The organism is Arthrobacter sp. MYb227 (genome assembly GCF_002975435.1).
In the GTDB taxonomy this organism is placed as follows: domain Bacteria; phylum Actinomycetota; class Actinomycetes; order Actinomycetales; family Micrococcaceae; genus Paeniglutamicibacter.
The window spans coordinates 18,640-42,641 of record NZ_PCPT01000012.1 but is presented as its reverse complement, the minus strand read 5'-3'; the positions used below and the strand labels follow the sequence as shown (position 1 = coordinate 42,641).

The 24,002-nt window shown below is 57.3% G+C and carries 19 protein-coding genes and 1 tRNA gene; 6 read left to right on the top strand and 14 right to left on the bottom strand.

Annotated elements, in window-relative coordinates; all coding sequences use genetic code 11:
• Positions 1–35: 35 nt before the first annotated feature.
• Positions 36–956, top strand: a complete 921-nt coding sequence (locus CQ018_RS16975) for a DUF4031 domain-containing protein (RefSeq protein ID WP_105551201.1) — start codon at positions 36–38, stop codon at positions 954–956.
• A gap of 112 nt (positions 957–1,068) precedes the next feature.
• Here the strand turns inward: CQ018_RS16975 and groL are convergent, their stop codons facing one another.
• From groL to CQ018_RS16960, 3 genes are all read right to left on the bottom strand, one after another.
• Positions 1,069–2,697 carry a chaperonin GroEL gene (groL, locus tag CQ018_RS16970; RefSeq protein ID WP_105551200.1) on the bottom strand — a complete coding sequence of 543 codons (1,629 nt, stop codon included), beginning with the start codon at positions 2,695–2,697 and terminating at the stop codon, positions 1,069–1,071.
• A gap of 281 nt (positions 2,698–2,978) precedes the next feature.
• Entirely contained in the window at positions 2,979–3,653 is a 675-nt protein-coding gene (locus tag CQ018_RS16965; RefSeq protein ID WP_105551199.1) for a LytR C-terminal domain-containing protein, read from the bottom strand.
• A 94-nt stretch (positions 3,654–3,747) separates the two neighbouring features.
• Positions 3,748–4,044, bottom strand: coding sequence for a DUF3263 domain-containing protein (locus tag CQ018_RS16960; RefSeq protein ID WP_105551198.1), 297 nt, complete (start codon positions 4,042–4,044; stop codon positions 3,748–3,750).
• Positions 4,045–4,175: 131 nt separating this feature from the next.
• Between CQ018_RS16960 and CQ018_RS16955 the strand changes: the two genes are divergently transcribed.
• Positions 4,176–4,943, top strand: coding sequence for a uracil-DNA glycosylase (locus tag CQ018_RS16955; RefSeq protein ID WP_105551197.1), 768 nt, complete (start codon positions 4,176–4,178; stop codon positions 4,941–4,943).
• A 6-nt stretch (positions 4,944–4,949) separates the two neighbouring features.
• Here the strand turns inward: CQ018_RS16955 and CQ018_RS16950 are convergent, their stop codons facing one another.
• A complete protein-coding gene (locus CQ018_RS16950; RefSeq protein WP_258142677.1) occupies positions 4,950–6,680 on the bottom strand; it encodes a threonine/serine exporter family protein in 1,731 nt (576 codons plus the stop codon).
• A 198-nt stretch (positions 6,681–6,878) separates the two neighbouring features.
• On the opposite strand from CQ018_RS16950, the gene CQ018_RS16945 reads away from it, so the two are divergent.
• Positions 6,879–7,934 (top strand): LLM class flavin-dependent oxidoreductase, encoded by a 1,056-nt coding sequence (locus tag CQ018_RS16945; protein ID WP_105551195.1) that lies wholly within the window; start codon positions 6,879–6,881, stop codon positions 7,932–7,934.
• Positions 7,935–8,002: 68 nt separating this feature from the next.
• On the opposite strand, the gene CQ018_RS16940 is transcribed toward CQ018_RS16945, so the two are convergent.
• Positions 8,003–8,076: transfer RNA gene (locus tag CQ018_RS16940), tRNA-Val, on the bottom strand.
• 500 nt (positions 8,077–8,576) lie between these two features.
• On the opposite strand from CQ018_RS16940, the gene CQ018_RS16935 reads away from it, so the two are divergent.
• On the top strand, positions 8,577–9,173 hold the full coding sequence (locus CQ018_RS16935; protein ID WP_181149962.1) for a GNAT family N-acetyltransferase: 597 nt from the start codon (positions 8,577–8,579) through the stop codon (positions 9,171–9,173).
• A gap of 111 nt (positions 9,174–9,284) precedes the next feature.
• Here CQ018_RS16935 and CQ018_RS16930 read toward each other — a convergent pair whose 3' ends face one another.
• The 5 genes from CQ018_RS16930 to CQ018_RS16910 form a co-directional block, all read right to left on the bottom strand.
• Entirely contained in the window at positions 9,285–10,811 is a 1,527-nt protein-coding gene (locus CQ018_RS16930) for an acetyl-CoA hydrolase/transferase family protein (protein ID WP_219844078.1), read from the bottom strand.
• An 863-nt stretch (positions 10,812–11,674) separates the two neighbouring features.
• Positions 11,675–12,928 (bottom strand): nucleotide disphospho-sugar-binding domain-containing protein, encoded by a 1,254-nt coding sequence (locus CQ018_RS16925; protein ID WP_105551253.1) that lies wholly within the window; start codon positions 12,926–12,928, stop codon positions 11,675–11,677.
• 230 nt (positions 12,929–13,158) lie between these two features.
• Positions 13,159–14,127, bottom strand: coding sequence for a ribokinase (locus tag CQ018_RS16920; protein ID WP_105551193.1), 969 nt, complete (start codon positions 14,125–14,127; stop codon positions 13,159–13,161).
• A gap of 6 nt (positions 14,128–14,133) precedes the next feature.
• Positions 14,134–15,573, bottom strand: coding sequence for an MFS transporter (locus CQ018_RS16915; RefSeq protein WP_105551192.1), 1,440 nt, complete (start codon positions 15,571–15,573; stop codon positions 14,134–14,136).
• Positions 15,570–16,550, bottom strand: coding sequence for a nucleoside hydrolase (locus tag CQ018_RS16910; RefSeq protein WP_105551191.1), 981 nt, complete (start codon positions 16,548–16,550; stop codon positions 15,570–15,572). Before CQ018_RS16910 ends, CQ018_RS16915 begins: the two co-directional genes overlap by 4 nt.
• A gap of 183 nt (positions 16,551–16,733) precedes the next feature.
• Here CQ018_RS16910 and CQ018_RS16905 point away from each other — a divergent pair, with 183 nt between their 5' ends.
• Entirely contained in the window at positions 16,734–17,771 is a 1,038-nt protein-coding gene (locus CQ018_RS16905; protein ID WP_258142675.1) for a LacI family DNA-binding transcriptional regulator, read from the top strand.
• 78 nt (positions 17,772–17,849) lie between these two features.
• The gene (locus CQ018_RS16900) at positions 17,850–18,743 is read left to right on the top strand and encodes a dihydrodipicolinate synthase family protein (RefSeq protein ID WP_105551190.1); all 894 of its coding nucleotides are present in this window, start codon (positions 17,850–17,852) and stop codon (positions 18,741–18,743) included.
• Positions 18,744–18,834: 91 nt separating this feature from the next.
• Here CQ018_RS16900 and CQ018_RS16895 read toward each other — a convergent pair whose 3' ends face one another.
• From CQ018_RS16895 to CQ018_RS16880, 4 genes are all read right to left on the bottom strand, one after another.
• Entirely contained in the window at positions 18,835–20,607 is a 1,773-nt protein-coding gene (locus CQ018_RS16895) for a beta-galactosidase family protein (RefSeq protein ID WP_105551189.1), read from the bottom strand.
• A 78-nt stretch (positions 20,608–20,685) separates the two neighbouring features.
• Positions 20,686–22,038: an ABC transporter substrate-binding protein gene (locus tag CQ018_RS16890; RefSeq protein ID WP_105551188.1), complete on the bottom strand. Its 1,353-nt coding sequence runs from the start codon at positions 22,036–22,038 to the stop codon at positions 20,686–20,688.
• A gap of 91 nt (positions 22,039–22,129) precedes the next feature.
• Positions 22,130–22,975: a carbohydrate ABC transporter permease gene (locus tag CQ018_RS16885; RefSeq protein ID WP_258142682.1), complete on the bottom strand. Its 846-nt coding sequence runs from the start codon at positions 22,973–22,975 to the stop codon at positions 22,130–22,132.
• Between the two features lie 97 nt (positions 22,976–23,072).
• Positions 23,073–23,990: a carbohydrate ABC transporter permease gene (locus CQ018_RS16880; RefSeq protein WP_105551186.1), complete on the bottom strand. Its 918-nt coding sequence runs from the start codon at positions 23,988–23,990 to the stop codon at positions 23,073–23,075.
• Positions 23,991–24,002: the final 12 nt, after the last annotated feature.

Sequence of the window (24,002 nt, the reverse complement as noted above, 5' to 3'; positions counted from 1 at the left end):
CCGTTACCTAGGCGTAGGAGGTTTAGTGTTGGAACGTGGCAATACTAATCGATCCTCCCTTGTGGCCGGCCCACGGCACAATTTTCTCTCATCTGGTCTCGGACCAGTCGCTTACACAATTACATGCCTTTGCGCAGGCTCAGGGACTGCCCGAGCGCGCCTTTGACCGAGATCATTATGATGTTCCGCAAAAACGCTATGAAACGCTCATAGCCGCCGGGGCGCAGCCGGTGAGCGCTACCGAGTTGGTGCGCCGGTTGGTACGCTCCGGATTGCGGGTTCCGGCCCGCGAACGCCCCGAACGCCTTGACGCCGTCTTACGTGCTCGCTGGAATGCGCTGTTACCCAATACCCAAGACTTGGGCGAAGACCTTTTGGCGCGTTGGTCCCAGGGCCACCGAAAATATCATGACCGGGCGCACCTTCTTGCGGTGCTTACAGGTCTCGACGCACTCACCGGGACCACCGAGAAAAGCCCCGAGCATCGGGGGATCTATCTTGCGGCGTGGTTTCACGATGCCGTATATCAGGGTTTAGCAAGTGATGAACGAGAATCGGCAAGCCTGGCACGCGAGCTCCTAACCGATGCGGGGTTGGCCACCGAGCTGAGTGCGGAGGTCGCGCGACTTGTTGAGCTGACCATCAAGCATGATCCTGCCCCCGATGATCTTCCCGGACAGTTACTCTGCGATGCAGATCTTGAGGTTTTGGCAAGGGCCCCGGGGGCTTATAAGCGCTATGCCGCGGCGGTGCGGGAAGAATACGCGCACGTTTCCGATGCGGCGTTTGCCGCGGGACGATCCACGATCTTACGTGAGCTGCTGGCCACTACTTGGTTGTATTCAACAACTCGGGCTCGTGAATTGTGGGAAAGCGCGGCGCGGGAAAACATCACCCGGGAACTTAGCGAGCTTGCCATGCTCATCACGCCACATCCGGGATCAAACAACACCTAAGACATTACTTTTAACGCAACGAGCCGCGGAGCCAACTCCCTCCCATGCTAGGAGATAATCGGTTCCACGGCTCGCGTTAGCTAAGCGCTAGATGCTTGGTGCAAAGGGGGGATTAGAATCCGCCCATGCCGCCCATCTCGTCGCCACCCGGTACTGCTGCGCCGGCCGGAACCGGCTTGTCAGCAACAACGGCTTCGGTGGTGAGGAACAGGCCAGCGATCGAGGCTGCGTTCTGCAGCGCAGAGCGGGTTACCTTGACCGGGTCATTCACGCCGGCTGCCAGCAGGTCGACGTACTCGCCGGTTGCTGCGTTCAGGCCGTGACCTGCAGGCAGGGACTTGACCTTGTCCGCAACAACGCCCGGCTCCTGGCCGGCATTGAAGGCGATCTGCTTCAGCGGTGCTTCGATGGCAACGCGTACGATGTTCGCACCTGTTGCTTCGTCACCGGTCAGCTCGAGCTTAGCGAATGCGGCAGCGCCGGCCTGGATGAGGGCTACGCCGCCACCGGCAACGATGCCTTCTTCAACTGCAGCCTTGGCGTTACGCACGGCATCTTCGATGCGGTGCTTACGTTCCTTGAGCTCAACCTCGGTTGCGGCACCGGCCTTGATGACTGCAACGCCGCCGGCCAGCTTGGCCAGACGTTCCTGCAGCTTCTCGCGGTCGTAATCCGAATCGGTGTTCTCGATCTCGGCGCGAATCTGGTTCACGCGGCCCGCGATCTCCTCGGCGTCGCCAGCACCCTCAACGATGGTGGTCTCGTCCTTGGTGACAACAACCTTGCGGGCGGAGCCCAGCAGGTCGATGGTGGCGTTTTCCAGCTTCAGGCCGATTTCTTCGGAGATGACCTGGCCACCGGTGAGGATGGCGATGTCGGCAAGCATTGCCTTGCGGCGGTCGCCGAAGCCCGGTGCCTTGACGGCGACGGACTTGAACAGGCCACGGATCTTGTTCACGATCAAGGTTGCAAGGGCTTCGCCCTCGATGTCCTCGGCAATGATCAGCAGTGGCTTGTTGGACTGCATGACCTTTTCAAGGATGGAAACCATGTCCTTGACGTTGGTGATCTTCGAGTTGACGATCAGGATGTACGGATCCTCGAGGACCGTTTCCTGACGCTCGTTGTCGGTCACGAAGTACGCGGAGATGTAACCCTTGTCGAAGCGCATGCCTTCGGTGAGTTCAAGTTCGAGGCCAAAAGTGTTGGACTCCTCGACGGTGATAACACCTTCCTTGCCAACCTTGTCCAGTGCTTCGGCGATCAGTGCGCCAATTTCCGGGTCACCGGCGGAGATCGATGCGGTGGCAGCGATTTCTTCCTTGGTTTCGATTTCCTTGGCGGAAGCCAGCAGCTCGACCGTGACAGCCTCTACTGCCTTCTCGATGCCGCGCTTCAAGGACAGCGGGTCCGCGCCAGCTGCAACGTTGCGCAGGCCTTCCTTGACCAGTGCCTGAGCCAAGACGGTTGCGGTGGTGGTGCCGTCGCCTGCGACGTCATCGGTCTTCTTGGCAACTTCCTTGACGAGCTCTGCACCGATCTTTTCGAACGGGTCCTCGAGCTCGATTTCCTTGGCAATGGAGACACCGTCGTTGGTGATCGTGGGTGCGCCCCACTTCTTTTCCAGAACAACGTTGCGACCACGCGGGCCAAGGGTTACCTTGACGGCGTCGGCCAGGGTGTTCAGACCGCGCTCAAGGCCGCGGCGTGCTTCCTCGTCAAATGCAATGATTTTGGCCATAGCGGCTTATGTCCTTTCGGGACGTTCATGCGTATCTACGACCTGAGGCAACGCCCGCGACGGACGAAGATTCTGCGATGCCATAGGGACAACCGCAAAAACTTCTCGCTGCCTTGGTCAAGGACTCACTCAAACACAATCCCCAAACCCGCTGTGTTTGGCTCGAAAAGACGATCCAATTAGCAGTCGGGGTGTGCGAGTGCTAATACAAATCTTGGCACTCAAGCATCCGGAGTGCAAGCTGTGGGCTTAGCCCTGAGCGTAGAACCCTTTATTGGTCCTTAGCGCCAGCTGGTTCCCAGGACCACTGCAACCTTGCCCGGAATATTGTTGGTCTGGATCAATGAGGTAATTCCCAACTCTTCGCCGGCCTTTTCGGCAACAGCCTTGTAGCTAGGATCCGCATAATAAATCGTTGAATATGTGACCTTTTTGGTCCAAGTGTCTGCCGCGACATTTGTAAACCCAGCATTGAGCAACGTGGTGCGCACGGTACCGGCTATTCCGGCACGTTGTGCGCCGTTGAAAACACCAATGGCCTGCGAGTAATCAACTCCCGAGGCATCGGTTGAGGCACTAGCATCCGGCGACTCGGAAGCAGCCGGGTCATCGCTTTCGCTGGGCCCAGCAGACTCGGTCGGATCTTCGCTGGGAGTTGCGGAGCCTTCCCCGGTCGGTTCGCTACCACCGGTATCGGCGCTCGGAGACTGACTTGGCGCGCTGCTGGCACCTGCCACCGGAGGTGGATTGTTGCCACCACCAGTAAGTTTTGGCAAAACGGTAAAGGAGAAGACACCCACTAGCAGGGCTAGCACGCCGAAGACCATCAGCCAGCGTAGGCTCGGGCGCACCCCGCTCGTGGCTGCCGCTGCAGCCCAACCGTTTGCGCGGTGTGAGCCACTGCGGTTGCTGAACTCTGGGACGCGATCAAATTCATCGCGCGGATAGTTGGTCATGCCCGTCCTCGGTGGTGTGTCTTGCTATGGGGGCACGCGCTAGAGTCTGATCGCGGGCGTAACCGAATGCCCAAGCATTCAATGTTAAGTGCGATCATGACCCCAAATCGACCTTTTTTACGGGTCGAGCACGGTGCCTCGTCGTTCGTAGTCTACGCAATCGATTGACCAGCATGGGGTCATACGCCAATGCGGCGTCCGTGTCGATGAGGGTGTTAAGCAACTGATAGTAGTTAGTTGCGGAGATAGAAAACAGTTGCGTAATGGCCTGTTCTTTGGCTCCTGCGTACTTCCACCACTGGCGTTCAAGGGCAAGAATGCGCTGGGAACGCTCATCCAAGTCACTTGATTCGTCAAAAACGAAATCAAGTCCAAGCGCCTCGGTAGGCATGACACACCCTCAACAGTCCAGTTCATCGCCGGGAAACCCCCAACAAATTTGCTTTAGCGTAACTATTCTAACGCGTAAGACGCACGGCTCGACTTGGCCAAAATAGCTGCCCTCAGGGAACAATGGCTGCTATGGACTCAGGAGAAGAAGCACTATTCGAGTTACCGCTAGATCCAGCACAGAGGGCCAAGTTCCCTTTTGCTGAGAGCTTAGAACACGCGGTCAACGAGGGTTTTATGACTGCCGATTGGGCCGAAGCGCTTGCACCGGTAGAAGCAACGCTGCTCGACCTTGCCAAAAACCTTGAGACACGGCGTTTAGCCGGTGAAAGAATACTTCCCGCACCGCAAAATATTCTTCGCGCATTTGCTCGCCCGCTGGCCTCGGCGCGAGTGCTGATTATGGGGCAGGATCCCTACCCAACACCCGGGCATTCGGTGGGGCTAAGTTTCGCCACGGCCCCGAGCGTTCGCCCGTTACCGCGTAGCCTTAAAAACATCTATACCGAGCTAGAAAGCGACCTCGGTATCGCCACCCCGGCGCACGGAGATCTCAGTGCTTGGGCAGATCAGGGTGTGATATTACTCAATCGCGTACTAACAGTTGCGGCAGGCAATGCCGGATCCCATCGGTCCCTGGGCTGGGAAAAAATCACCAATGCGGCAATTAGTGCACTTGTGAACCAGAAAAAACCATTGGTAGCCATCTTGTGGGGCAAGGATGCCCAAACGCTCTCCACAGCGCTGAGAGACACCCCGATCATTGCCACGGCGCACCCCTCACCGCTTTCGGCACGCCGCGGATTCTTCGGTTCAAAACCGTTTAGTCGCAGCAACGAACTACTCGTTGCTCAGGGCGCAGCACCCATCGACTGGGCGCTGCCCCTCAATGCGCGCTAAGCGGACCTAACGTCGGCGAATACCACTGCGTTCCCCACTGACGGTGCTTCCACTGAAGGGCCGAGCCAAGGTATCACCAAAGACCACTCCACCGGCGATGGCCATCATGATGGTGAAGGCAGTAAACATTGCGACCATAGCGCTTGCCATGTCATCCACGTCAAAGACCAGCCCGTACATGGAACGGAAGATCATCAGACCCGGCAGCAGGAAAACAATTGCTGGGGCCGCGAGCACCAGCTGGGGTGCACGCATACGGTGGGCAACGATGCGCGCAGCAAACCCGATGAACGTGGCAACCACCGCAGGCGCGGTCCGATCCCCCATGCCAAGGGCCTGAACCGCAAGTAATATTCCATATCCAAGTAAAGCAATGCCTCCGGTGGCCCAGGCCACCGAGCGGCTTGTTTGCTCGGTTACCGCACCAAGCACCACTGCAACTGCCACAAGAAGTGCCAATAACCACAGAGGATATGAAATCTTCTGAATGTTCACCACATCAAGCTCCGGAGCTCCGGCCATTTCACCGATGACCAGGGCAGCCATAATGCCGGTCAAGATTGCAGCATAACTGAGCCCGGCGGAGAAGAATCTGCCGGCAGCCGTCACTGGGAATCCATTGATCGCATCTTGCAGAGCCGAGACAAAACGTGAAGACGGCAATAACAACAAAATACCGCCGGAAACCACAAGTGCGGGATCTATCGGTGCTTTGAGCGCATGGCCGAGCACAGCGATTGCAGTAACAACAAAGGTTGAGGCGGCAATGGAGAAGAAATCTGGAATTCTCCACCGCGCCGCATATTTCTGGATCTGCCCCACCAAAAGGGCAGTGACAAAGGCGATTGTGGCCCCAATCAGCGAGCCTCCAATAAAGACAACAAAGGCTGCGGCAAAGCCGCCTGCGGCACTCGAGACCATCCAGCGTGGGAAGGGGCGCGGTTGCCTGGAAATTTCCCGGAGCCTATCTACCGACTGCTGCCGCGTCACGCCTCCGGCAATGATGTCCGAGACCAGCTGATGCACCAGGGCTAGACCGGCAAAGTTGTTGGTCCATGACCTGACAACGCGCAGCATCGAGTAAGACTCTCCCTCGGGTGGGGAGAAGTTCAGATGGATCGACTGATTGGTGATGTCAACATCAATGTGTCGCAGTCCTAGGGCAGCTGTTACTGCAATGACACTTGTTTCAACTTCAAGGGCACCTGCTCCATAACGGAACATGGTTTCGGCGAGGTCAAGGGCGAATTCTAGGGTCTTGCGGGCAGAAGCATCCTGGGCAGCGTTGACCTTCGGGTTGGCATATGGAGTGCCCTTGAGTCTGTCGACAATGCTGATGGCTTGGGTCGGAGGAGTATCCGAGGCCAGTAGACGTGAAATCATGCGTCGGGCGGCCGGGTTGGCGCGCGGCGGTAGTGCCGGTGCACCACTTGAAGTGATACCCACCTGCCCGGTTCTAGCATTGATCTTTTTCTGCACTTCGGGCGGCAATTGAACTGGCGCTAACGGCTGCACCGCACGTTTCTTGGGGGCCACCGGACGCTTGGCAGCAGGCTTCTGTTCCTTCTGGGTCTTAGCCATTGGCGTGGGTGCCGTGGCGGAAGTCTTGCCAGATACGGGCTTGGGAAGATGCGTCATTTCCTGCGTTTGTATCCGACGCAGACTCGCCACCTGAGGGTTCGGGTCTTCGGTGGAAGGCACGTCATTTACGCCCTCCCCATCTTTGCTTGAAGACACACTTACTCCCGTCGACTGGCCCTGTTCACACCCACCTTACAGCCGCTTCTTGAGCGATCAATGTACCGGCAACCGGACACACAACTTGACGCTGCTCACTCTCGAACTTTAGATACCTGGGAATAACATTCCGATCGCCTCGGTTGACCAAGAATAGATGCAAAGGTATTTAAATTTTGACAGAACGGAGCCAACTACATGAGCACCCAAAGTACCCCTGACACGCAGTTAGAGATCGGCGTAGAAACCTTCGGTGACATCACCGAAGATTCCAACGGCGTTAAACTGAACCCGGCGCAGGTGATTCGCAATGTCGTGGCCGAGGCAAAGGCAGCCGAAGCCGCCGGGCTAGATTTCTTCGGGGTTGGGGAGCATCACCGCGATGATTATTCAATCTCTGCCCCCGAGGTCGTTCTAGGAGCCATCGCCAGCGTCACCAAGAACATTCGGCTGGGTTCTGCCGTCACCGTGCTCAGCTCCGATGATCCGGTGCGCGTGTACGAAAGGTTCGCAACGGTTGATGCATTATCCAATGGCCGGGCCGAGGTAATTCTGGGCCGCGGCTCCTTCATCGAATCTTTCCCGCTTTTTGGGTACGAACTTACAGACTATGAGCTGCTCTTTGAGGAGAAGCTCGCGCTCTTTGCCAAGTTACGTAAATCGGAGCCGGTCAGCTGGAGCGGTCAGACCCGTTCGGCACTGCGAAACCAGAGCGTTTACCCACCGATTGAAACGGGAAATCTTGATACGTGGGTTGGTGTGGGAGGAAGTCCCGAATCGGTGGTGCGTGCGGGTCGGCACGGGCTACCGCTTTTCTTGGCCATCATTGGTGGCTCCCCCATGGCTTTTGAGCCATTGACGCGTCTATATAAGCGCTCACTGGAAGAATCTGGGCACCAGCCACAGAAGATTGGTGCGCACTTCCACGGTCTGGTTGCCGACACGGACCAGGAAGCGCTGGATCTGCTCTGGCCACACTACAAGATCACCATGGATCGACTGGGTGCCGAACGTGGCTGGCCACCTGCCAGCCGCATGCGATTCGAGGCCTCGGCAGCTGCAAATGGCTCAATGCTTGCCGGTAGCCCCGAAACGGTTGCCACCAAGATCGCAACCTTCGCCAAGGGCTTGGGTCTCTCGCGTGTTGATATCAAATATTCAAATGGCACGCTGCCTCACGAAACCATGATGCGCAGCATTGAACTACTCGGCACCAAGGTCAAACCGATGGTCCTGGAAATGCTCGCCGCATAATCGGGCTTAGCTCACGGTCGATAAGAAAAGCTCCCCTTGCACATGAAAGGGGAGCTTTTCTGCTTCCGTGGTTCTTGGCAGACTCGAACTGCCGACCTCTCGCGTGTGAGGCGAGCGCTCTAACCAACTGAGCTAAAGAACCATATTCGTAGGCTGAGAAACCGTACCGTTCAAGGGTAGCCGAGTGGAGTTGTTGCACCAAATTCTTGGCTACTTCACGGGGCTCATTTATTTGGTGCAAAGATTCGGGGCTGACCACTGGACACCGAGCGACGGATGGACACCGTCAAGGTCCGGAAAGGCGCGGAGAATTTCAGATGAACTTTCTGCGCTTCCAGCACTCCTAGCCAGACAAAATACTGAGAAAAACCCCGGAATCATCAGGAGTTCCTCGTACACGAACACAAATTCTTTGACCTACGATTTCATCCACCGTTTGGGCTGTTGAAACTCGTGTTTACAAGATGCCAAAACATGGGTAATAATTTCTTTTGTCGTTTCCACGACGCTCAAAACTGGGCCCTACAAGGAAGCTGCCGGGAGCCGCCGGCATCGGTCCCCTACCGGCCAAAGAACCGGCCCGGCGTAATTCCGGGAACCCCTTCTTTCGTTCGCTCTTTTTCACTTAGAGGACCGCTCCCAGTGCTTCCAAACATTGAGTATTCCCTGTCATATTCCGTACCCACCGGCACCGAACGCGATGCCCTTTCCGCGTTGACGCTCAACCCCGATGCCCGCTGGCATGACCGCATGGATCATGCCCAGTTCATCGTCACCGCATTACATGAGGGGACTCGTGTGGGTATGGGAATCGTGCACACGGCAGTCACCGCACCAACCCAAGTTGATAAGCCGTTGGAGCTTGGCGCCATGTTTGTGCACCCCGCCTATCGCCGTCTAGGAATCAGGCAGCATATGGCAAGCTCACGCCTGACCTATGCCCTGTCCATGGGTGGAACGCCCATCACGGTTATTGATAACCGCAACGAGGCTTCCTGGAGCTACTATGAGCGCTCGGAAAAGTGGACGCGGGAGCTTGAATACACGGGCTGGTTCACGGGGTTGCCCATGAGCATCTGGGTTTCAACCGAGTCTTCCTGGTACCGCACCAGCCAGGGCCTGCACCCATTGGTTCCTGCCCAGCCAAACACGGTATTGCCGCCCGGACCCATGACAAATCAACGCCTTGGCCATCAGGCTCTTGCCGGACCGGATCAGGACAGCTCGGTTCCTGCCTAAAACCGTCAAAGGCTGGCAGTGGCTCATCGCCAGTCCAAGAAAAAGCCGGTTCCCTCTTCTCCCCTCAAGGAGACTCGGGGGGAACCGGCTTTTAGCATTTAGCCACTAGACTTATGCAATTTCCAGACCGGTGCGCATATCCCCGGTTTCAATGTAACGCTGGTGCCATGACAAGGATTCGGTCAGCAGATGTGGGGTGTGCTTGCCGTAGCTTCCGAACTTGGCGCGGTCAAAGTAGTCCTGCAGCATCGGACGGTACTCGGGAGCCGTGCACTTATCGATGACGACCTGGGCACGCTGCTTGGGCGAAAGCCCACGCAAATCAGCAAGGCCTTGTTCGGTAATCAGGATCATGGTGTCGTGTTCGGTGTGGTCCACGTGGCTGGCCATCGGCACGATGCCGGAGATCTTCCCGCCCTTGGCCGTGGACGGGGACATGAACACGGACAGGTACCCGTTGCGGGCGAAGTCACCCGAGCCGCCAATGCCGTTCATGACATGTGAGCCAACAACGTTTGTTGAATTCACGTTGCCGTAAATATCGGCCTCGATCATGCCATTTAATGCGATACACCCTAGCCGACGCACTAGCTCTGGGTGGTTGGAGATTTCCTGTGGGCGCAGCAAAATGCGTTCACGGTAGAAATCGACGTGCTCGTTAAATTCGTCGATACCGTCGGAGGACAGCGAGAAGGAAGTGGCCGAGGCGAAACCAATGGTTCCGTCCTTGATCAGGGACAGCATGCCATCCTGGATGACCTCGGTGTAGGCCTGTAGACCCTTATAGCCACCACGAGCCAGCCCCGCGAGAACCGCATTGGCAATGTTTCCAACACCGGATTGCAACGGCAGCAGCTTATCCGTGAGCCGGCCAGCACGGATCTCATGATCGAGGAAGTCCAGCAGGTGGTCGGCGATCTGCGCGGAGGTCTCATCGACCGGGGCAAAGGGGCTCAGCCGGTCAGGTGCGTTGGTTTCCACAACTGCAACGATCTTTTCCGGATCGACGCGCAGGTAGGGCTGGCCAATGCGCTGATCTGCGGTGGTCATCTCGATCGGCTTACGGTGCGGCGGAAGTGCGGTGCCGTAGTAGATATCGTGCATGCCTTCCATGGCCGCAGACTGTTCGGTGTTAACCTCAAGGATGACCTTGTCGGCCATGTCCAACCAGGTCTTGTTGTTTCCCACCGAGGAGGACGGGATGAGCTCTCCGTCTGCGGTGATGCCAACTACTTCGATGACCGCTAGGTCGATCTTGCCGTAGAAACCAAACCAGGCGTGCTGGGCCACGTGGGACAGGTGAATGTCCATGTATTCCATCTCGCCCTCGTTAATGCGGCGACGTAGTTCCGGGTCGGACATGTAGGGCAGGCGCAGATCCATGCCACCGGCACGGGCTAGAACACCGTCAAGCTCCGGAGCCGTGGAGGCACCGGTGAGTACGTTGATTTTAAATTCTTTGCCAGCGGCCTGCTCTTTTTCCATCATGGCGGCAAGCGCACCGGGAACCGCCTTGGGATAGCCGGCGCCGGTGAAGCCACTCATGGCCACCGTCATCCCCGGCTTCACCATGCTGGCGGCTTGCTCTGCCGACATTATGAGGTCTAAGAATTTGGAGTGGTGGATCCGATCGTGCACTGCTGCCCTTCCTAAGCTGTTTGACACTCTTTGTAAAAGTGTCATTTGCGCCACTTTAGTAGGGAATCGCGTCACGCGTTGACCAAAATCACCCCCGGGCCCCGAGTTAGGCGGTAGCACGCGGTGAGCCAGCCCGAATTTGCGGTGACTGGCCCCCGGGTTGCGTGCCAACTCCCGCAACTTCTGCAGCGGAGTACGTGACACGAATAGTGTTGCCGCGGCGCCTGCTGCTAGGCCTCCGCTGCTTCCCAAGAGACGAAGAAAGGTGCACCCCCAGATGTTTGGGAATGCACCTTCTCTAGTGATGCCGAGTGTTTCGGCGTCTGCCACTACTTGGCGTCGGCAGCATGTGCCTTGCGGTAGCGGGCGACCATCGTAAACGTCACTACGCTAAGTAGTGCGATCATCGTGAAGGCCGTAATAATGAGTGCCTCGTGACCTGGTGTCATGGTTTTCGTCCTTTCCTTGCGTGACTGCAACTTCGGGCTTCTGGATTTCTCCGAACGTTGCAGTTAGGTTTCCCCTACGTACTGTGCCGAGCGTTCACGGGTGTGACAGCGCTCAGTGTAAGTTCGATGCGCATTGGCATTCGGGATGCGTGCGGCGTACTCCCCCTAGGAGTGCAGCGCTTCGCCGTGCCGGCGTCTTCGAACTCAATCGGTGTTATCCGGGCCGCCGCCGTGCGCCCCTTCCCTAACCGATCTATATCCCTTGGAGTCAGACTGGCGATATCTGCGGTTCATGGACCGCGTCATGGATTTAACGCTCTTCTAGAAACCCTTTAGGAGTTTACTAATTGTAGCATTTTTGTACTAATAAGCAAATTGTGTTGAATAATTCCCTGCTGTACAAGTTCGCTCAGCTCAGGCGCCGAGCTCTGCCAGAAGTACGTGGTCAGTCGAGGCATCGGCTGCCACACTCTTGCCCAGTTCCGCAGCAGCCAGCCGATATGATTCGGTCTCTAAAATCCGGGATGCAACCTTGGCAATTTTTGCCGCCGATGACTTGCGCGAAATCGCAATTCCGGCACCTCGCCTGGTGACCCGAGAGGCGTTCTCGGCTTGGTCTCTGCCATGGGGCAGGATCAAAAGTGGAGTTCCCTCGGCGAGCGCCTTGATGACAGTTCCATGTCCACCATGAGTTATGACGAGGTCAGTGTGGGCCATGATCTGGCTGTGTGCAGCTGCTTCCACGACGCTTACATTAGGCGGAACCCGGATCTGTGCAACATCGATGGCTGGGCCGGTGGTGAGCAGGCCACGTACGGGAAGCTCCCCGAGGGCATCAACGATTCGTTGCATACAGGAGCCGTGATTTTGGAATGTTGAAGACATGGCGACCAATATCAGAGGAAGATCATGCTGCGCAAAATCCCAAGGAGTGTTCGCTGCCCACCACGGATCATCAAGAATCGGACCCGCATAACGGGCATTATCCGGAAGCTGGGCCGGAAAATCGAAAGAGCGCGAGGTAAGTATGAGTTCACGTTTGGCATGGTGCACCTGATCCCAGACCGTAGTTAGCGGTACTAACCCTTGCTGGGTACGCAGTGCATTAATCTGCGGGAGCGCCATGTTGTTGATGAGCCGTCCACCCATAGCGTTAAGCATCGAATCGCGTGTGGCACCCCAGAAACCACGTGCCGGAGCAAGACCCATGGCCAGTGGTGGGAGTCCCTTGGCCGGCATCGGATAAATATTTGGAAGCAAGACGCTGAAATCTACGCCACGGGATTCGGCGGCAAGCATCGCACCAAACGCGTTGAAGGAGGTAACTACCTGATGCGGAATTTCAGATTCTAAGGCGGTAAGCGTATCGAGTAACTGGTCTGCCGCGCGAGCGGTAAACATATGCTCGACTGTCATCCGGGCCTTTTGTCTGGGGCCTACTTTCTTCCAATCTTGAATTTCTCCAAGTGGTTCCCCGCTCCACCTGGTGAATTTTGCCCCGGTGACTACTACCCCTGTTTCCATGCTGGCATCGGCCAGTACCAAAACATCGTGCCCACGCGCCACGAGCCTGCTGACTACCCCTAGTTCAGGGGGGTTGGCCCCGCCGCCATGGGTGAGCGCGAACAAATAGTTATGAACCGTTGGTGCCTGTTCTTGGTTCTCCATGAAGCAACGGTAGACCCGGAGTATCGGCCGTGCCATCCGTGCCAGTACCTGTCTCCTGTGGCGATATAGCTGGCAAGTAGGTAGCGTTCGTCGGATGTTCGACCTGTTCGGATGCGTGTTTGTTGGGTGTTCGGTGCCCCGCAAACAAAAACGGCAGTTACGGAATCCCTCACCCGGATACCGTAACTGCCGATTCTAACCCCCGGGGCAAGCCCACGGGAAGTTTTTAGCTACTTGCGTGCAAGCATGCTTTTGACGGCACCCTCATCCGGGTATGCCGCCTGCGTCCCCTTGCGGGTTGTCGCAAGCGCGGCGCTGACCGAGGCAAAGCTAGCAGCGGTGGACAACGAATCTCCGGCTGCCAAGCGAGCGGCAAGCGCCCCGGTGAAAGCATCCCCGGCACCGGTGGTGTCGATTGCCAAGACCTTGGTGGGAGCAATCCTAAGAATTTTTGAGCCGGAATCGGCAAGTCCGTCAAGGACCACCGAGCCTTCGGATCCTAGGGTGACTACTGCCCGGTCTAGACCGCGCGCGGCAAAGTGTGCCAAGACCGGTTCCCACTCCTGAAGTGGGGCATCCGGTGCGGGAATCTGCTCACCATCCAAGAACTGGGAAGCCTCATGGGCATTGACCAACAAGACATCGGCGAGCGCCGCTAGTTCCGGTGCCACGAGTTCGTACGGTGAGAGGTTCAGCAATACAGTGGCCCCGGCATCGTGTCCGGCTTGTGCTGCTGCCTGAACGGTATCTAGGCCCACCTCTAGGCAGAGGGTGAGTACCGCTGCTTGATCAAACAGTGATTGTGCTGCGCTTACATCGCTGGGGCATAAGGTTCCGTTGGCACCGGCGGAAATCACAATGCTGTTTTCTCCTGCAGCATCTACTGTTACCACCGCTACGCCGGTTTCCACGCCTGCCACCTGGTGTACGGCCCGGGTGTCAACGCCTGCCGCGGCGCAGGAGGCTAGGAGCATTTCGCCGTTGGCGTCCTGACCTACCGCACCAATGATTGAAACCTTGGCACCGAGTTTTCCTGCGGCTACCGCCTGATTGGCGCTCTTACCCCCGGGGTTGACCGTGAACCCTTCACCATGCAGCGTTTCTCCGGGTTGCGGGAGTCGCTGGGTATAGATTGTCAGGTCTGCGTTTAGTGAACCTACAACAATGATGGTTCCGGGTTGGTTGCCTGCATGTTGCATTGCTGCTTACTCCACCTCTGCGTCAACGGGTTTGGGAATCAATAAGGATGCCACGAATGCAGCAACGGTAATGACTAGGCCAACGATAACTACCGTGAGGTAGGACGTGCGTTCACCCAGATTTGAGGTTCCCACAAGTACAGCGGGTAGGACAAGGAAGCTTAGTCCGGCACCCAGGTTGAACGCTCCGGCATTCATACCGGGCAAAAAGCCCGGGTTGCCCGCAGGTGAGAGCACCACGCCCAGGCCATTGAGCATGATATTTGCGGTCCCCGCATACATCATGCCTAACAGGGCGGTGCCAATGATCATCATGGTCAGGTTATTGAAGCCAAAGAACAAGATGATCAGCAACGCGGCAACGGAGCCAAGCATTCCCACCCGAAGGACCAAGTTGTACCCGAAGATGGGGGCCAAACGTCCGGAGATGGGGCCCACGATCCACCCCAAGAGTGCGTAGGGGGTCAGGATCAGCAGCGCCGTCTGTGTGGGGCCCACCCCAAAGCCAACGGGTGCTGCTGCCTGAACGAAGGCCGGAACAATTCCATTAATCACGGCGAAGATGCCGGTCATGGTCAAGGTGGTGGTCAGCAGCGGTGCCCAGGTGGCCCGCTGGCGCAGGTGTTGAATCTGTACCATTGGCTCGGCTACGCGCTTCTCGGTGACCCAGAAGCCGTAAAACGCTGCTGCGGCAACGGCAAGTAGTCCAAGGGAAAGCAGCAATGTTTGGGAGGACATACCGCCAACCAGTTTGGTTGCCTCGTTGAGCGCGGTGAGCAGTGCGCCCACGGCAATGACGATGAAGAACACTCCGCGCCAGTCCATCTTGGTACCGGCTTGGGGTTTGGATTCGCGGGTGAGCAGCAATACCGCAAGGGCAGCTAGTACCGCCAAGACCACCATGAACCAGAAGATGGAACGGAATCCATAGTTCTCAGCCAGGTAGCCGCCCAGGAATGAGTCGACACCCGCCACCCCACCGTTGACCGCAAGGATCAGTCCCATGAGCGAACCATAGCGTTTGGGGTCTTTGACGGCGCTGCGCAACATGAGCAGTGCCAGTGGGACCGTGGGTCCGGAAATGCCCTGGATAATGCGTCCGACAAAAAGCCATTCGATATTTGGTGCCAGTGCCGCAACTACCGAGCCAAAGGCCGTCAGTAGCATCATGATGATCAGGATGCGTTTGCGTCCCACAACGTCCGAGAGGCGGGGCAGGAACAGTGAGAACAGTGCTGCGGTGGTGAAGAACCAGGTCTGCGAGAGGCCAATTGAAGCCTGATCGGTTCCAAGTTCTTTGCCCATGGTGACAAGGGCTGGGCTGAGCATTGAGGCGTTCAGCTGGAATGCCACACACGCTGCCAATAACGCAAAGGTTAGTGCAGCGGCTCCGCCCGCGCCAGCGTTGTCTTTGACCTCTCGGTTCAATGACTTCACCGGGTTCATGCGCCAGCTACCTCTACCTCACCGATGCGCACCAGTGCGTCGGTCACGAGGTTCCAGAAGCGCTCGTGGTCAAGATCCACGGCCACCGAGGTGTGGCAATCGGCCGGGGCCGGAACACGGAAGTCTGCAACCGTCATGCCTAGGGTCAGGGTGCCGGTCAGTTCGATGTTTACCGGAACCTTGCGGGTGGAAACTATGGTGGGGTCAATGACGTAGGCGACGGCACACGGATCATGGACCGGTGGGAAGTCGAAGCCTTGGGCGTCCTTGTAGGTGGCCTTAAAGAAGTCCATGAGTTCGCGCACGAACTTGGCCGGGGAAGTGCCCACCGCCTCGATCTGTGCGACGACTTCGTCGGTGGCCAGCGCCTGGTGGGTCAAATCGAGTCCCACCATGACAACCGGCCACTTCTCATTGAAGACGATGTGCGCGGCTTCGGGGTCGATGATGATGTTGAATTCGGCTACAGGACTCCAGTTGCCCACGTGGTAGCCGCCGCCCATCAATACGACTTCCTTCACGCGCTCAACGATGCGTGGTTCCTTGCGCGCAGCCATCGCAATATTGGTCAACCCGCCGGTGGGGACCAGTGTCACGGAGCCCGGCTCGTGGGCCATGATGGTCTCGATAATCAGGTCTACCGCGTGTCGGGGATCCAGCTCGATGGTCGACTCGGGCTGAGCGGGTCCGTCCATGCCGGACTCACCATGGATGTCTGGCGCGTTTTCGATGGTGCGCACCAGCGGGCGGTCGCAGCCGGCGGCGAACGGAACGCCGGTGATCCCGGCAATGGTGCCCACTGCCAGAGCGTTCTTGGTGACCTTGGCCAGCGTCTGGTTGCCGACCACCGTGGTAACGGCAAGAAGTTCAATGGCCGGGGAGCCGTGGGCCAAAAGGATGGCTACCGCGTCGTCGTGTCCGGGGTCGCAGTCAAGAATGATCTTGCGTGGTGCTGTGTCAGTTGTTGAGTTGCCCATGGTTGTCTCCACATCTTCGGGGATCTGTTCACGCTCGCGCGGACAGGGAACGGGGGGTTAGTGGAAGTCTGGCATCCTTTAACCACTCACGTCAAACGCTTAACCTATGGTCGGGGGTAGAGAACATTAACCGCTTGACCTAGCATGGGCATAGATATCCGCGCCTCGACTAGGATTAAAGCCATGGACTCCCCGGATTTACCCCGCGCCAACACCCATGTCCGACGACGGGTCACCGCCGCAATGGTCGCCGATCATGCGGGGGTCTCAACGGCAACAGTTTCCCTGGTCGCTAACGGAAAAACTCAGGGTAGAGTCTCCGCGACCAACGAGGCTAAAGTTCTTGCCTCAATCAAAGAACTCGGCTACGTCATTGACAGCATCGGCAGCTCACTTTCCCGCGGAGTCAGCACCACCATCATCATGGTGGCCCCCGATATCTCAAACCCCTTCTTTGCCAAGGTTATCGCCGGGGTTCGTTCCGCACTGGGATCCGACTATCAGCTATTGCTTTCGGTCACCGACTCGGGCCAACTCCCCAGTGCCGCAGATACCCGCAGACTTCTTGGATTACGTCCGGCTGGACTACTTGTAGATGCTCCGGACCCCTCATTCCTTGAAGAGCTCTCGGCAACCGGCCCATTGGTTTTGCTAGATGCACCCGGTTTTAGTGATTCGGTGCCGGCGGTAAACCTCGACGTTGCCCAGGGTGCGCGCGATTTGGCCGCACATTTGGCCGCGGCGGGGCACCGCAATATCGCCTACATTGATGGCATCACCGGAACCACAACGTTTGCCCTACGGCGTAGCGCGTTTCTTGAGGCTGCGGCCAAGCTCAGCATGCAGGTCCCCGAACATGCCCAGCTGGCGACCACCATCGACGTAGGGAGCACCGCCAATGCCTTCTCCAAGGCCTGGCCCGAATGGAAAAAACAGGGCATTACCGCGGTAGTGTGCGCCACCGACACCCACGCCTACGGCGTGTTGCAGGAAGCACGCGTGGAAGGCATCATCATTCCGAAAGAACTCGCAGTCACCGGCTTTGATGACCTGCCCTATTCGGAGAACAGCAACCCAAGTCTGACAAGCGTGCGACTACCAGCAGAATTGCTCGGACGGCGAGCTGCCGAGCAACTGCTGGCATTGATCAATGGTCAAGAGCTAAATACCGCGCAACTGACACTCGCCAGCGAGCTGATGGTGCGTAGTTCAACGTCTTAGTCGTAATTTTCTAGGCCCTCAGTAGTAGGAACTAGCAGGGCTCAGTTATCTGTTTATTCTCCCGAAAGGACCCGCTCGATGTTCACCGGCCTGAGCGCTTTCCCACTGACCCCACTAAATTCGAGCGGCATCGATGAGTCAGCGTTCGAGACTCTTGTATCTAGACTCGTCTCTGCTCGGGTTGATTCAATCTGCGCGTTGGGATCCACCGGAAGCTACGCTTATCTTGATCGCGCCGAACGTGCCCGAACCGTGGAGCTTGCGGTTGCCACTGCCGGAGGACTCCCGGTCTTTGCCGGCGTTGGTGCGCTGCGCACCCGGGATGTCTTGCACCATGTTGAAGATGCACAGAATCTAGGCGTCTCCGCAGTACTCTTGGCGCCCATGAGTTACCAGCCATTGACCGATGGTGAGGTCTTTGGACTATTTGAAGAAGTCACGGCAAACCTTTCGGTCCCTTTAGTCGTTTACGACAACCCAACCACCACTCGTGTGGTGTTCAGCGATGAGTTACACGCACAGATCGCGTCGCTTCCCGGTGTAGCGTCAGTCAAGATCCCGCCGGTTTCAGCCGACCCACAAGAAGCACATTCTCGGGTTGCTACACTGCGATCCAAACTACCCGCTCATATTTCACTTGGCATCAGCGGAGATATGGTGGCCGCCGAAGGACTCATCGCAGGATGCGATGCTTGGTACAGCGCCATTGCCGGAGTATTGCCCGAACCGTGTGTGGCGATCACACGCGCCGCACAGTCAGGAGAGGCCGATCTGGCGCGAGAACTATCTTCTCGCATGAAACCACTGTTCGATCTCATAGCTCGGTTCGGAAGCTACCGGGTAGCTTCAGCGGTGGCCGAGGAGCTCCAACTAGTCTCTACCGGAAACCTTCCGGCCCCAATCCGGCCCTTGAGCACAACCGCACGAGCGAATGTGTTAATCGCTTTGCAGCAGTTGCAGCAGTTAAAATAGGAAAACAATTCTTAGACTTCAGCCGCCTTTAGGGTGCTGAATTCGCCTACGTTGTGTCAGACGACGGATTTCAGCACCCCAATAATGGGAATTAAAACTCGGTATGGCCGAGGTTTGGAGCCGAAACGAAGGTCACCCGAGGCGCCCTGATTGCGTTCAATTCAAGAATAATTATCTCGTTGCTTCCACTACTAAGCAGTGGGCCCGGGACGTAGAGCGTGCGTTGGGGTCCGCGGACCCAGTACCGTCCCAGACAAAACCCGTTCACCCAAACGATTCCTTTACCCCAAGCACCAATGTCTAAGAACATGTCGGCGGGCTCAGCAACAACAAAGGTTGCGTGAGCGAAGGCCGGCCCTGCAAGTCCCGCAAGTGGCTCCGGCGAAGCTGCCAAGAAGTGTTCGGTCACGGGGGAGATATCAGTTAGCTCAAGGGGCAGCATGCCCCAATCGTTGATTACTTCACCGCTTAATCGCACTTTCCCAATTAGCCCCTTGAATTCGCCGAGCCGAGGACCATAGTTGACTCTTCCTTGGTCCTCAACAAGGATTTCCAAGACCCCAGTCGCACCCCCTGGCAACGCAAGAGCTCGGTCGTGGTTATCACGTGAAAGTGTGCCAATGCCTTGGCCATTCAAGAACACCTGAGCTCGATCGCGTACCTCGCCCACTTCAAGAACTGCCGGGCCGTCGACATTGATATTGCACTTGTACACGCTAAAACCCGAGTAGTGCCCCATTGCATCGGTGCTCTGCGGCCCGTTGCTCGAGAATGTCCATGCACCTAATTTCTCGGCTACATCCCACAGTGTAAGGACCCCCGTGAAAGGGACGCTTAGTTCGGGAGCCGGTTGGGCGCTGCGCGGGGCATCATTTTCAGCAAGCTCCGTGTAGCGCGAAAGCACCTCTTGGAAAGCCCAGTATTTCGGTGTCGGGTTCCCAGCCTCATCCAATGGTGCGTCATAGTCGTAGCTCGTCACGATGGGCTGGTAAACGCCCTTGTCATTGGCTCCGTTACTGAAGCCGAAATTGGTGCCGCCATGGAACATGTAGATGTTCACCGAGGCCCCCAACGACAGCATGGCCTCGAGCTCCGTGGCGGATTGCTCAACATTGGTGGTGTGGTGGTGTGCCCCCCAGTGATCGAACCACCCCACCCAAAATTCCGAACACATCAGCGGCCCGGTGGGCTGGTGGCTGCGCAGCGTGGCCAGCCGCTCGACCGCGCGAGACCCGAACGATCCGGTCTTGTGTAGCCCGGGCAGGCTGCCGTTGGCAAGCATGTCATCCTGCGGCTGATCGACGGTGGTGAAGGGAACCGTGAGGCCAATTTCCCGGTTGATCTTCACGAGCTTCTCAAGGTAGGAGGCATCGGCCCCGTAGGCGCCGTATTCGTTCTCGATCTGGACTAGGGCTATCGGTCCGCCCAGGTGCAGCTGGCGCGGAACCAGAATGGGTGCGAGTTGTTCAAAATATTCGGCCACAGCCGCCATATACACCGGGTCATCGGAACGGATCGATTCAGCGCCGCTGTCAAAGAGCCACGCGGGCAGTCCCCCATTGTCCCATTCGGCACAGATGTATGGACCGGGACGCACGATTGCATGCATCCCCTCGGCGGCCACAAGGTCAAGGAAGCGACCCAAATCAAGGCCATCTTCGGTGTTGAAAGTTCCTTGGGTCGGGGCATGAGCGTTCCAAGCGACATAGGTTTCGATGGTGTTCAGCCCCATTTGACGGGCCTTGCGAATCCGGTCCGTCCACAGATCGGGGTGGACTCGGAAGTAGTGCAGGGCTCCGGAAAGGATTCGATGGGGCCGTCCGTCGAGCAAGAAGTCGTGCTCACCGATGGTCAAAGTGGGCATGGCAAAGAGATCCTTTTCTCACATGGGTTAGGGGGTTGCTGGTCCGCGGGCGGTAACCCGCGGACCAGCACAGACGTGCTACTTGGCTGTAACGGTGAATCCCTGCTGGTTTCCGTACTTAACGCTGGCATCCTGCCAGGCGATGAGTCCGGGGTTCAGGTCACTGTTGGAGCCGTAGGACTGTCCCACGGTGTCATTGAAGATGCTGTTGGCGTAAGTCTGGAATGGTAGGTACGACCAGCCAGGGACAACATCTTTGGCGGCCTGAACGAGAATCTCGTTGATTTTCTGGTCGCCGAAGTACTTGCTTTGCGCGTTGAGGAACTCGGGGTTTTCAAGATCAGCCGTGGTGGAGGGGAATCCGCCGTTTGCCGCGTGGATCTTGGAACCCTCAGGGCCGTTGCTGAACTCAAGGAAGCCATAAGCGGCCGCCTTGTTCTTGGACTGCTTCAGGACTGCATCGCCGCCGCCACCGTTTTCTGCGGAGACCGGCTTGCCAGCCTCATAGGTCGGCATGGGGGCCACGCGCCACTTGCCACTGCCATCGGTGGCACCCGATTCCAAGTTGGCCGGCATCCAGGCACCGATGATGAGCGTTGCGATGCTTCCGTCGGACAGGCCTTTGTACCATTCGTCGCTCCAGGAGGCGACCGGTGCCAGCAGTTTGCCCTCGACCAGTTGGTTCCAGTTCTTGGTCCAGGCTTTGGAGCCTTCGTCCTGTAAGTTGATGTCTACCGTGGTGGGGCCATCAATCTTGTAGGGTTGGCCACCGGCCTGCCAGATCATGCTGGTGGTGAATCCGGCATCTCCGATATCATTGGCGATGTAGGCCTTGGGATCTGCTGCGTGAAGTTTCTTTCCGGCGGCAATGTATTCATCCCAGGTTTCGGGCACGTCGATGCCGTGCTTTTCAAAGACGTCGGCACGGTAGAACATGGCCATAGGACCGGAGTCCTGCGGCAGCGCGTAGATGCCATCGTTGATGTTCACCGATCCCCAGGTTGAGGCGGTGTAATTGGCTTCTAGGTTCGAGGCACCGTAGTCCTTCAAATCGACTAGTGCATCGGAGAGCGCGAACTGGGGAAGTGCCGCGTATTCGATCTGGGCCACATCCGGTGCGCCGCTTCCGGCCTTGATGGCGTTTTGAACCTTGGTGTAGTGATCATTTCCGGTACCAACATTTTCCAGATTTACCTTGACCTTGGGGTATTTTTCTTCGAAGGCCTCAACGATTGGTTCGAGCTGTGGGGCCCAGCCCCAGACCGTCAGCGTCGTCTCGGTTTGCAGGGCTGTGGCGATTTCTTCGGCGCCAACGCCCTGAGCGTTTGCGTTGCCATCCGGGGAGGACCCACCACAGGCGGCGAGGCTGCCGACCAGCAGGCCGGCCGTGAGGACGGTTACCGCACGGCGTAAACGATGATTGATTTTCATGAGTTTGTTGCCTTTCACTTCTTTGCTGATGAGACGAGTGGAACGTAGGTGGAAATGACTCTTGGGTTCTGCTTTGCGGGGATACTGGAGTTTATTTAACGCTTCCGGCGGTCAGACCCGATTGCCAGTAGCGCTGCAGGAAGAGGAACGCGATGATGATTGGCACGATGGTGAGCAGGGAGCCGGTGATGACCAGGTTATAGATGGCATCCCCGCCGGCCGTGGTGGCCTGTGCATTCCAGTTATTCAGTCCCACCGTGAGTGGGTACCAGGTCGATTCGCTGAGCATGATCAGCGGCAGGAAGTAGTTATTCCAGGTCGCTACGACGGTGAACAGCAGGACCGTGACAAAACCGGGTGCCAGCATCCGCAGCGAGATGGTGAAGAAGGTCCTAAATTCCCCAGCACCGTCCATACGGGCTGCCTCGAGCACCTCGGTGGGTACAGCTTCCACGGCATAGATCCAGACGAGGTAGAGGCCGAAGGGGCTAATCAACGACGGGATGATCACGGACCACGGGGTGTTGGTCAGGCCAAGTTCGCTGAACATCAGGAAAGTCGGTACGGCAAGTGCGGTTCCAGGAATTGCCACGGCGCCCAGCACCACGGCGAAGACGGCTCGCTTTCCGGGAAAATCGAACTTTGCTAGTCCGTAGCCGGCCAGGGTTGCCAAGAAAGTGGCGCCTCCGGCACCTACCACCACGTAGAGCACCGTGTTGGCTAGCCAGCGCAGGAATTCGCCATCATTGTAAGTGAGTGTCTGGCCAATGTTGTCCCACAGGGCAAAGTCTCCGGAGAACCACAGACCAAAGGAGCTAAAGAGCTCCGGTTGGGTCTTGGTTGAATTCACAAACAACCAAAAGAGCGGGAGCAACGCGTAGACGGCCATGAATCCCATGACGATGGTCAGCAGGATTGACTTGCGCTTGTGCGTCATACCCTTGCCGGGCTTGCGGCTGAAGCGCGGTGCCGTGCTGGTTTTCATGGGTGTTTCCGTCGGGGTCTTGGGCGGACTCAATTGCAGTGACATGACTTTATGAATCCTTTCGGGAACCGGAGAGCTGGACAATGTAGGCCACGATCATTGTCAGTACGCCCATGATCATGGCGATGGCCGCCGCATAATTGAACTGCTGCCCGGCGAAGGAAAGGTTGTAGGCGTACATATTGGGGGTGAAGAACGAGCTAATGGCGTTGGGGGCCAATGATTTGAGGATGTTTGGCTCATTGAATAGCTGGAAGCTGCCGATCACCGAGAAGATGCTGGCGATGCCGATGGCTCCGCGGATTGAGGGGATCTTTATGTTGCGGATGACGCTGAAGGCTCCGGCTCCATCGATGCTGGCTGCCTCATAAAGTTCGTTCGGGATGGTCTTGAGTGCTGCGTAGAAGATCAGCATGTTGTAGCCGATGAATTCCCAGGTGACGATGTTGCCGATTGCGACAAGTATCCAGTGGTTGGAGAGCGGATCGGGGATCGCCCAGCCGAAGAGCTCGTTAAGGTTTCCCACCAAGCCGAAGCGCGGGCCGTAGATGAAACCCCACATGAGGGTGGCAACCACGGCGGGAACCGCGTAGGGCAGGAAGATTGAGATGCGGAAAAATGAGGCGAAGCGCAGTCGATTACTGTCAATGGCCAATGCCACGGCCAGCGCGACGCCCAGCATGATGGGCACCTGTACTACGAGGAAGACCGCTACCCGACGTACCGAATCCCAGAATTGCGGGTCGGTCATCGCCTGAACATAGTTGGCTCCACCAACAAATTTTGTACCGCCGACCATCTGATCCTGGAAAAGGCTGAGATAAATCGCGTAGAGAACGGGGGCTAGGAAGACTAGGGAAAAGACAAACATGAACGGGCCGACAAAGGCCCAGCCAGTCCACCTTCCGCGGCTCCGCTTTTGCGTTGGTGCCTCGGTGGCGACCGTTGCGTTCAAGGTCGTTGTCATGGGTATCCTTAG

What these genes read in the sequence shown, in the direction of transcription:
- CQ018_RS16925 (WP_105551253.1), bottom strand. Translation starts at nt 12,928, where the DNA reads ATGGAGAACCAAGAACAGGCACCAACGGTTCATAACTATTTGTTCGCG.
- CQ018_RS16955 (WP_105551197.1), top strand. Translation starts at nt 4,176, where the DNA reads ATGGACTCAGGAGAAGAAGCACTATTCGAGTTACCGCTAGATCCAGCA.
- CQ018_RS16920 (WP_105551193.1), bottom strand. Translation starts at nt 14,127, where the DNA reads ATGCAACATGCAGGCAACCAACCCGGAACCATCATTGTTGTAGGTTCA.
- CQ018_RS16910 (WP_105551191.1), bottom strand. Translation starts at nt 16,550, where the DNA reads ATGGGCAACTCAACAACTGACACAGCACCACGCAAGATCATTCTTGAC.
- CQ018_RS16890 (WP_105551188.1), bottom strand. Translation starts at nt 22,038, where the DNA reads ATGAAAATCAATCATCGTTTACGCCGTGCGGTAACCGTCCTCACGGCC.
- CQ018_RS16880 (WP_105551186.1), bottom strand. Translation starts at nt 23,990, where the DNA reads ATGACAACGACCTTGAACGCAACGGTCGCCACCGAGGCACCAACGCAA.
- CQ018_RS16895 (WP_105551189.1), bottom strand. Translation starts at nt 20,607, where the DNA reads ATGCCCACTTTGACCATCGGTGAGCACGACTTCTTGCTCGACGGACGG.
- CQ018_RS16945 (WP_105551195.1), top strand. Translation starts at nt 6,879, where the DNA reads ATGAGCACCCAAAGTACCCCTGACACGCAGTTAGAGATCGGCGTAGAA.
- CQ018_RS16915 (WP_105551192.1), bottom strand. Translation starts at nt 15,573, where the DNA reads ATGAACCCGGTGAAGTCATTGAACCGAGAGGTCAAAGACAACGCTGGC.
- CQ018_RS16960 (WP_105551198.1), bottom strand. Translation starts at nt 4,044, where the DNA reads ATGCCTACCGAGGCGCTTGGACTTGATTTCGTTTTTGACGAATCAAGT.
- CQ018_RS16900 (WP_105551190.1), top strand. Translation starts at nt 17,850, where the DNA reads ATGTTCACCGGCCTGAGCGCTTTCCCACTGACCCCACTAAATTCGAGC.
- CQ018_RS16885 (WP_258142682.1), bottom strand. Translation starts at nt 22,975, where the DNA reads ATGACGCACAAGCGCAAGTCAATCCTGCTGACCATCGTCATGGGATTC.
- CQ018_RS16965 (WP_105551199.1), bottom strand. Translation starts at nt 3,653, where the DNA reads ATGACCAACTATCCGCGCGATGAATTTGATCGCGTCCCAGAGTTCAGC.
- CQ018_RS16905 (WP_258142675.1), top strand. Translation starts at nt 16,734, where the DNA reads ATGGACTCCCCGGATTTACCCCGCGCCAACACCCATGTCCGACGACGG.
- groL (WP_105551200.1), bottom strand. Translation starts at nt 2,697, where the DNA reads ATGGCCAAAATCATTGCATTTGACGAGGAAGCACGCCGCGGCCTTGAG.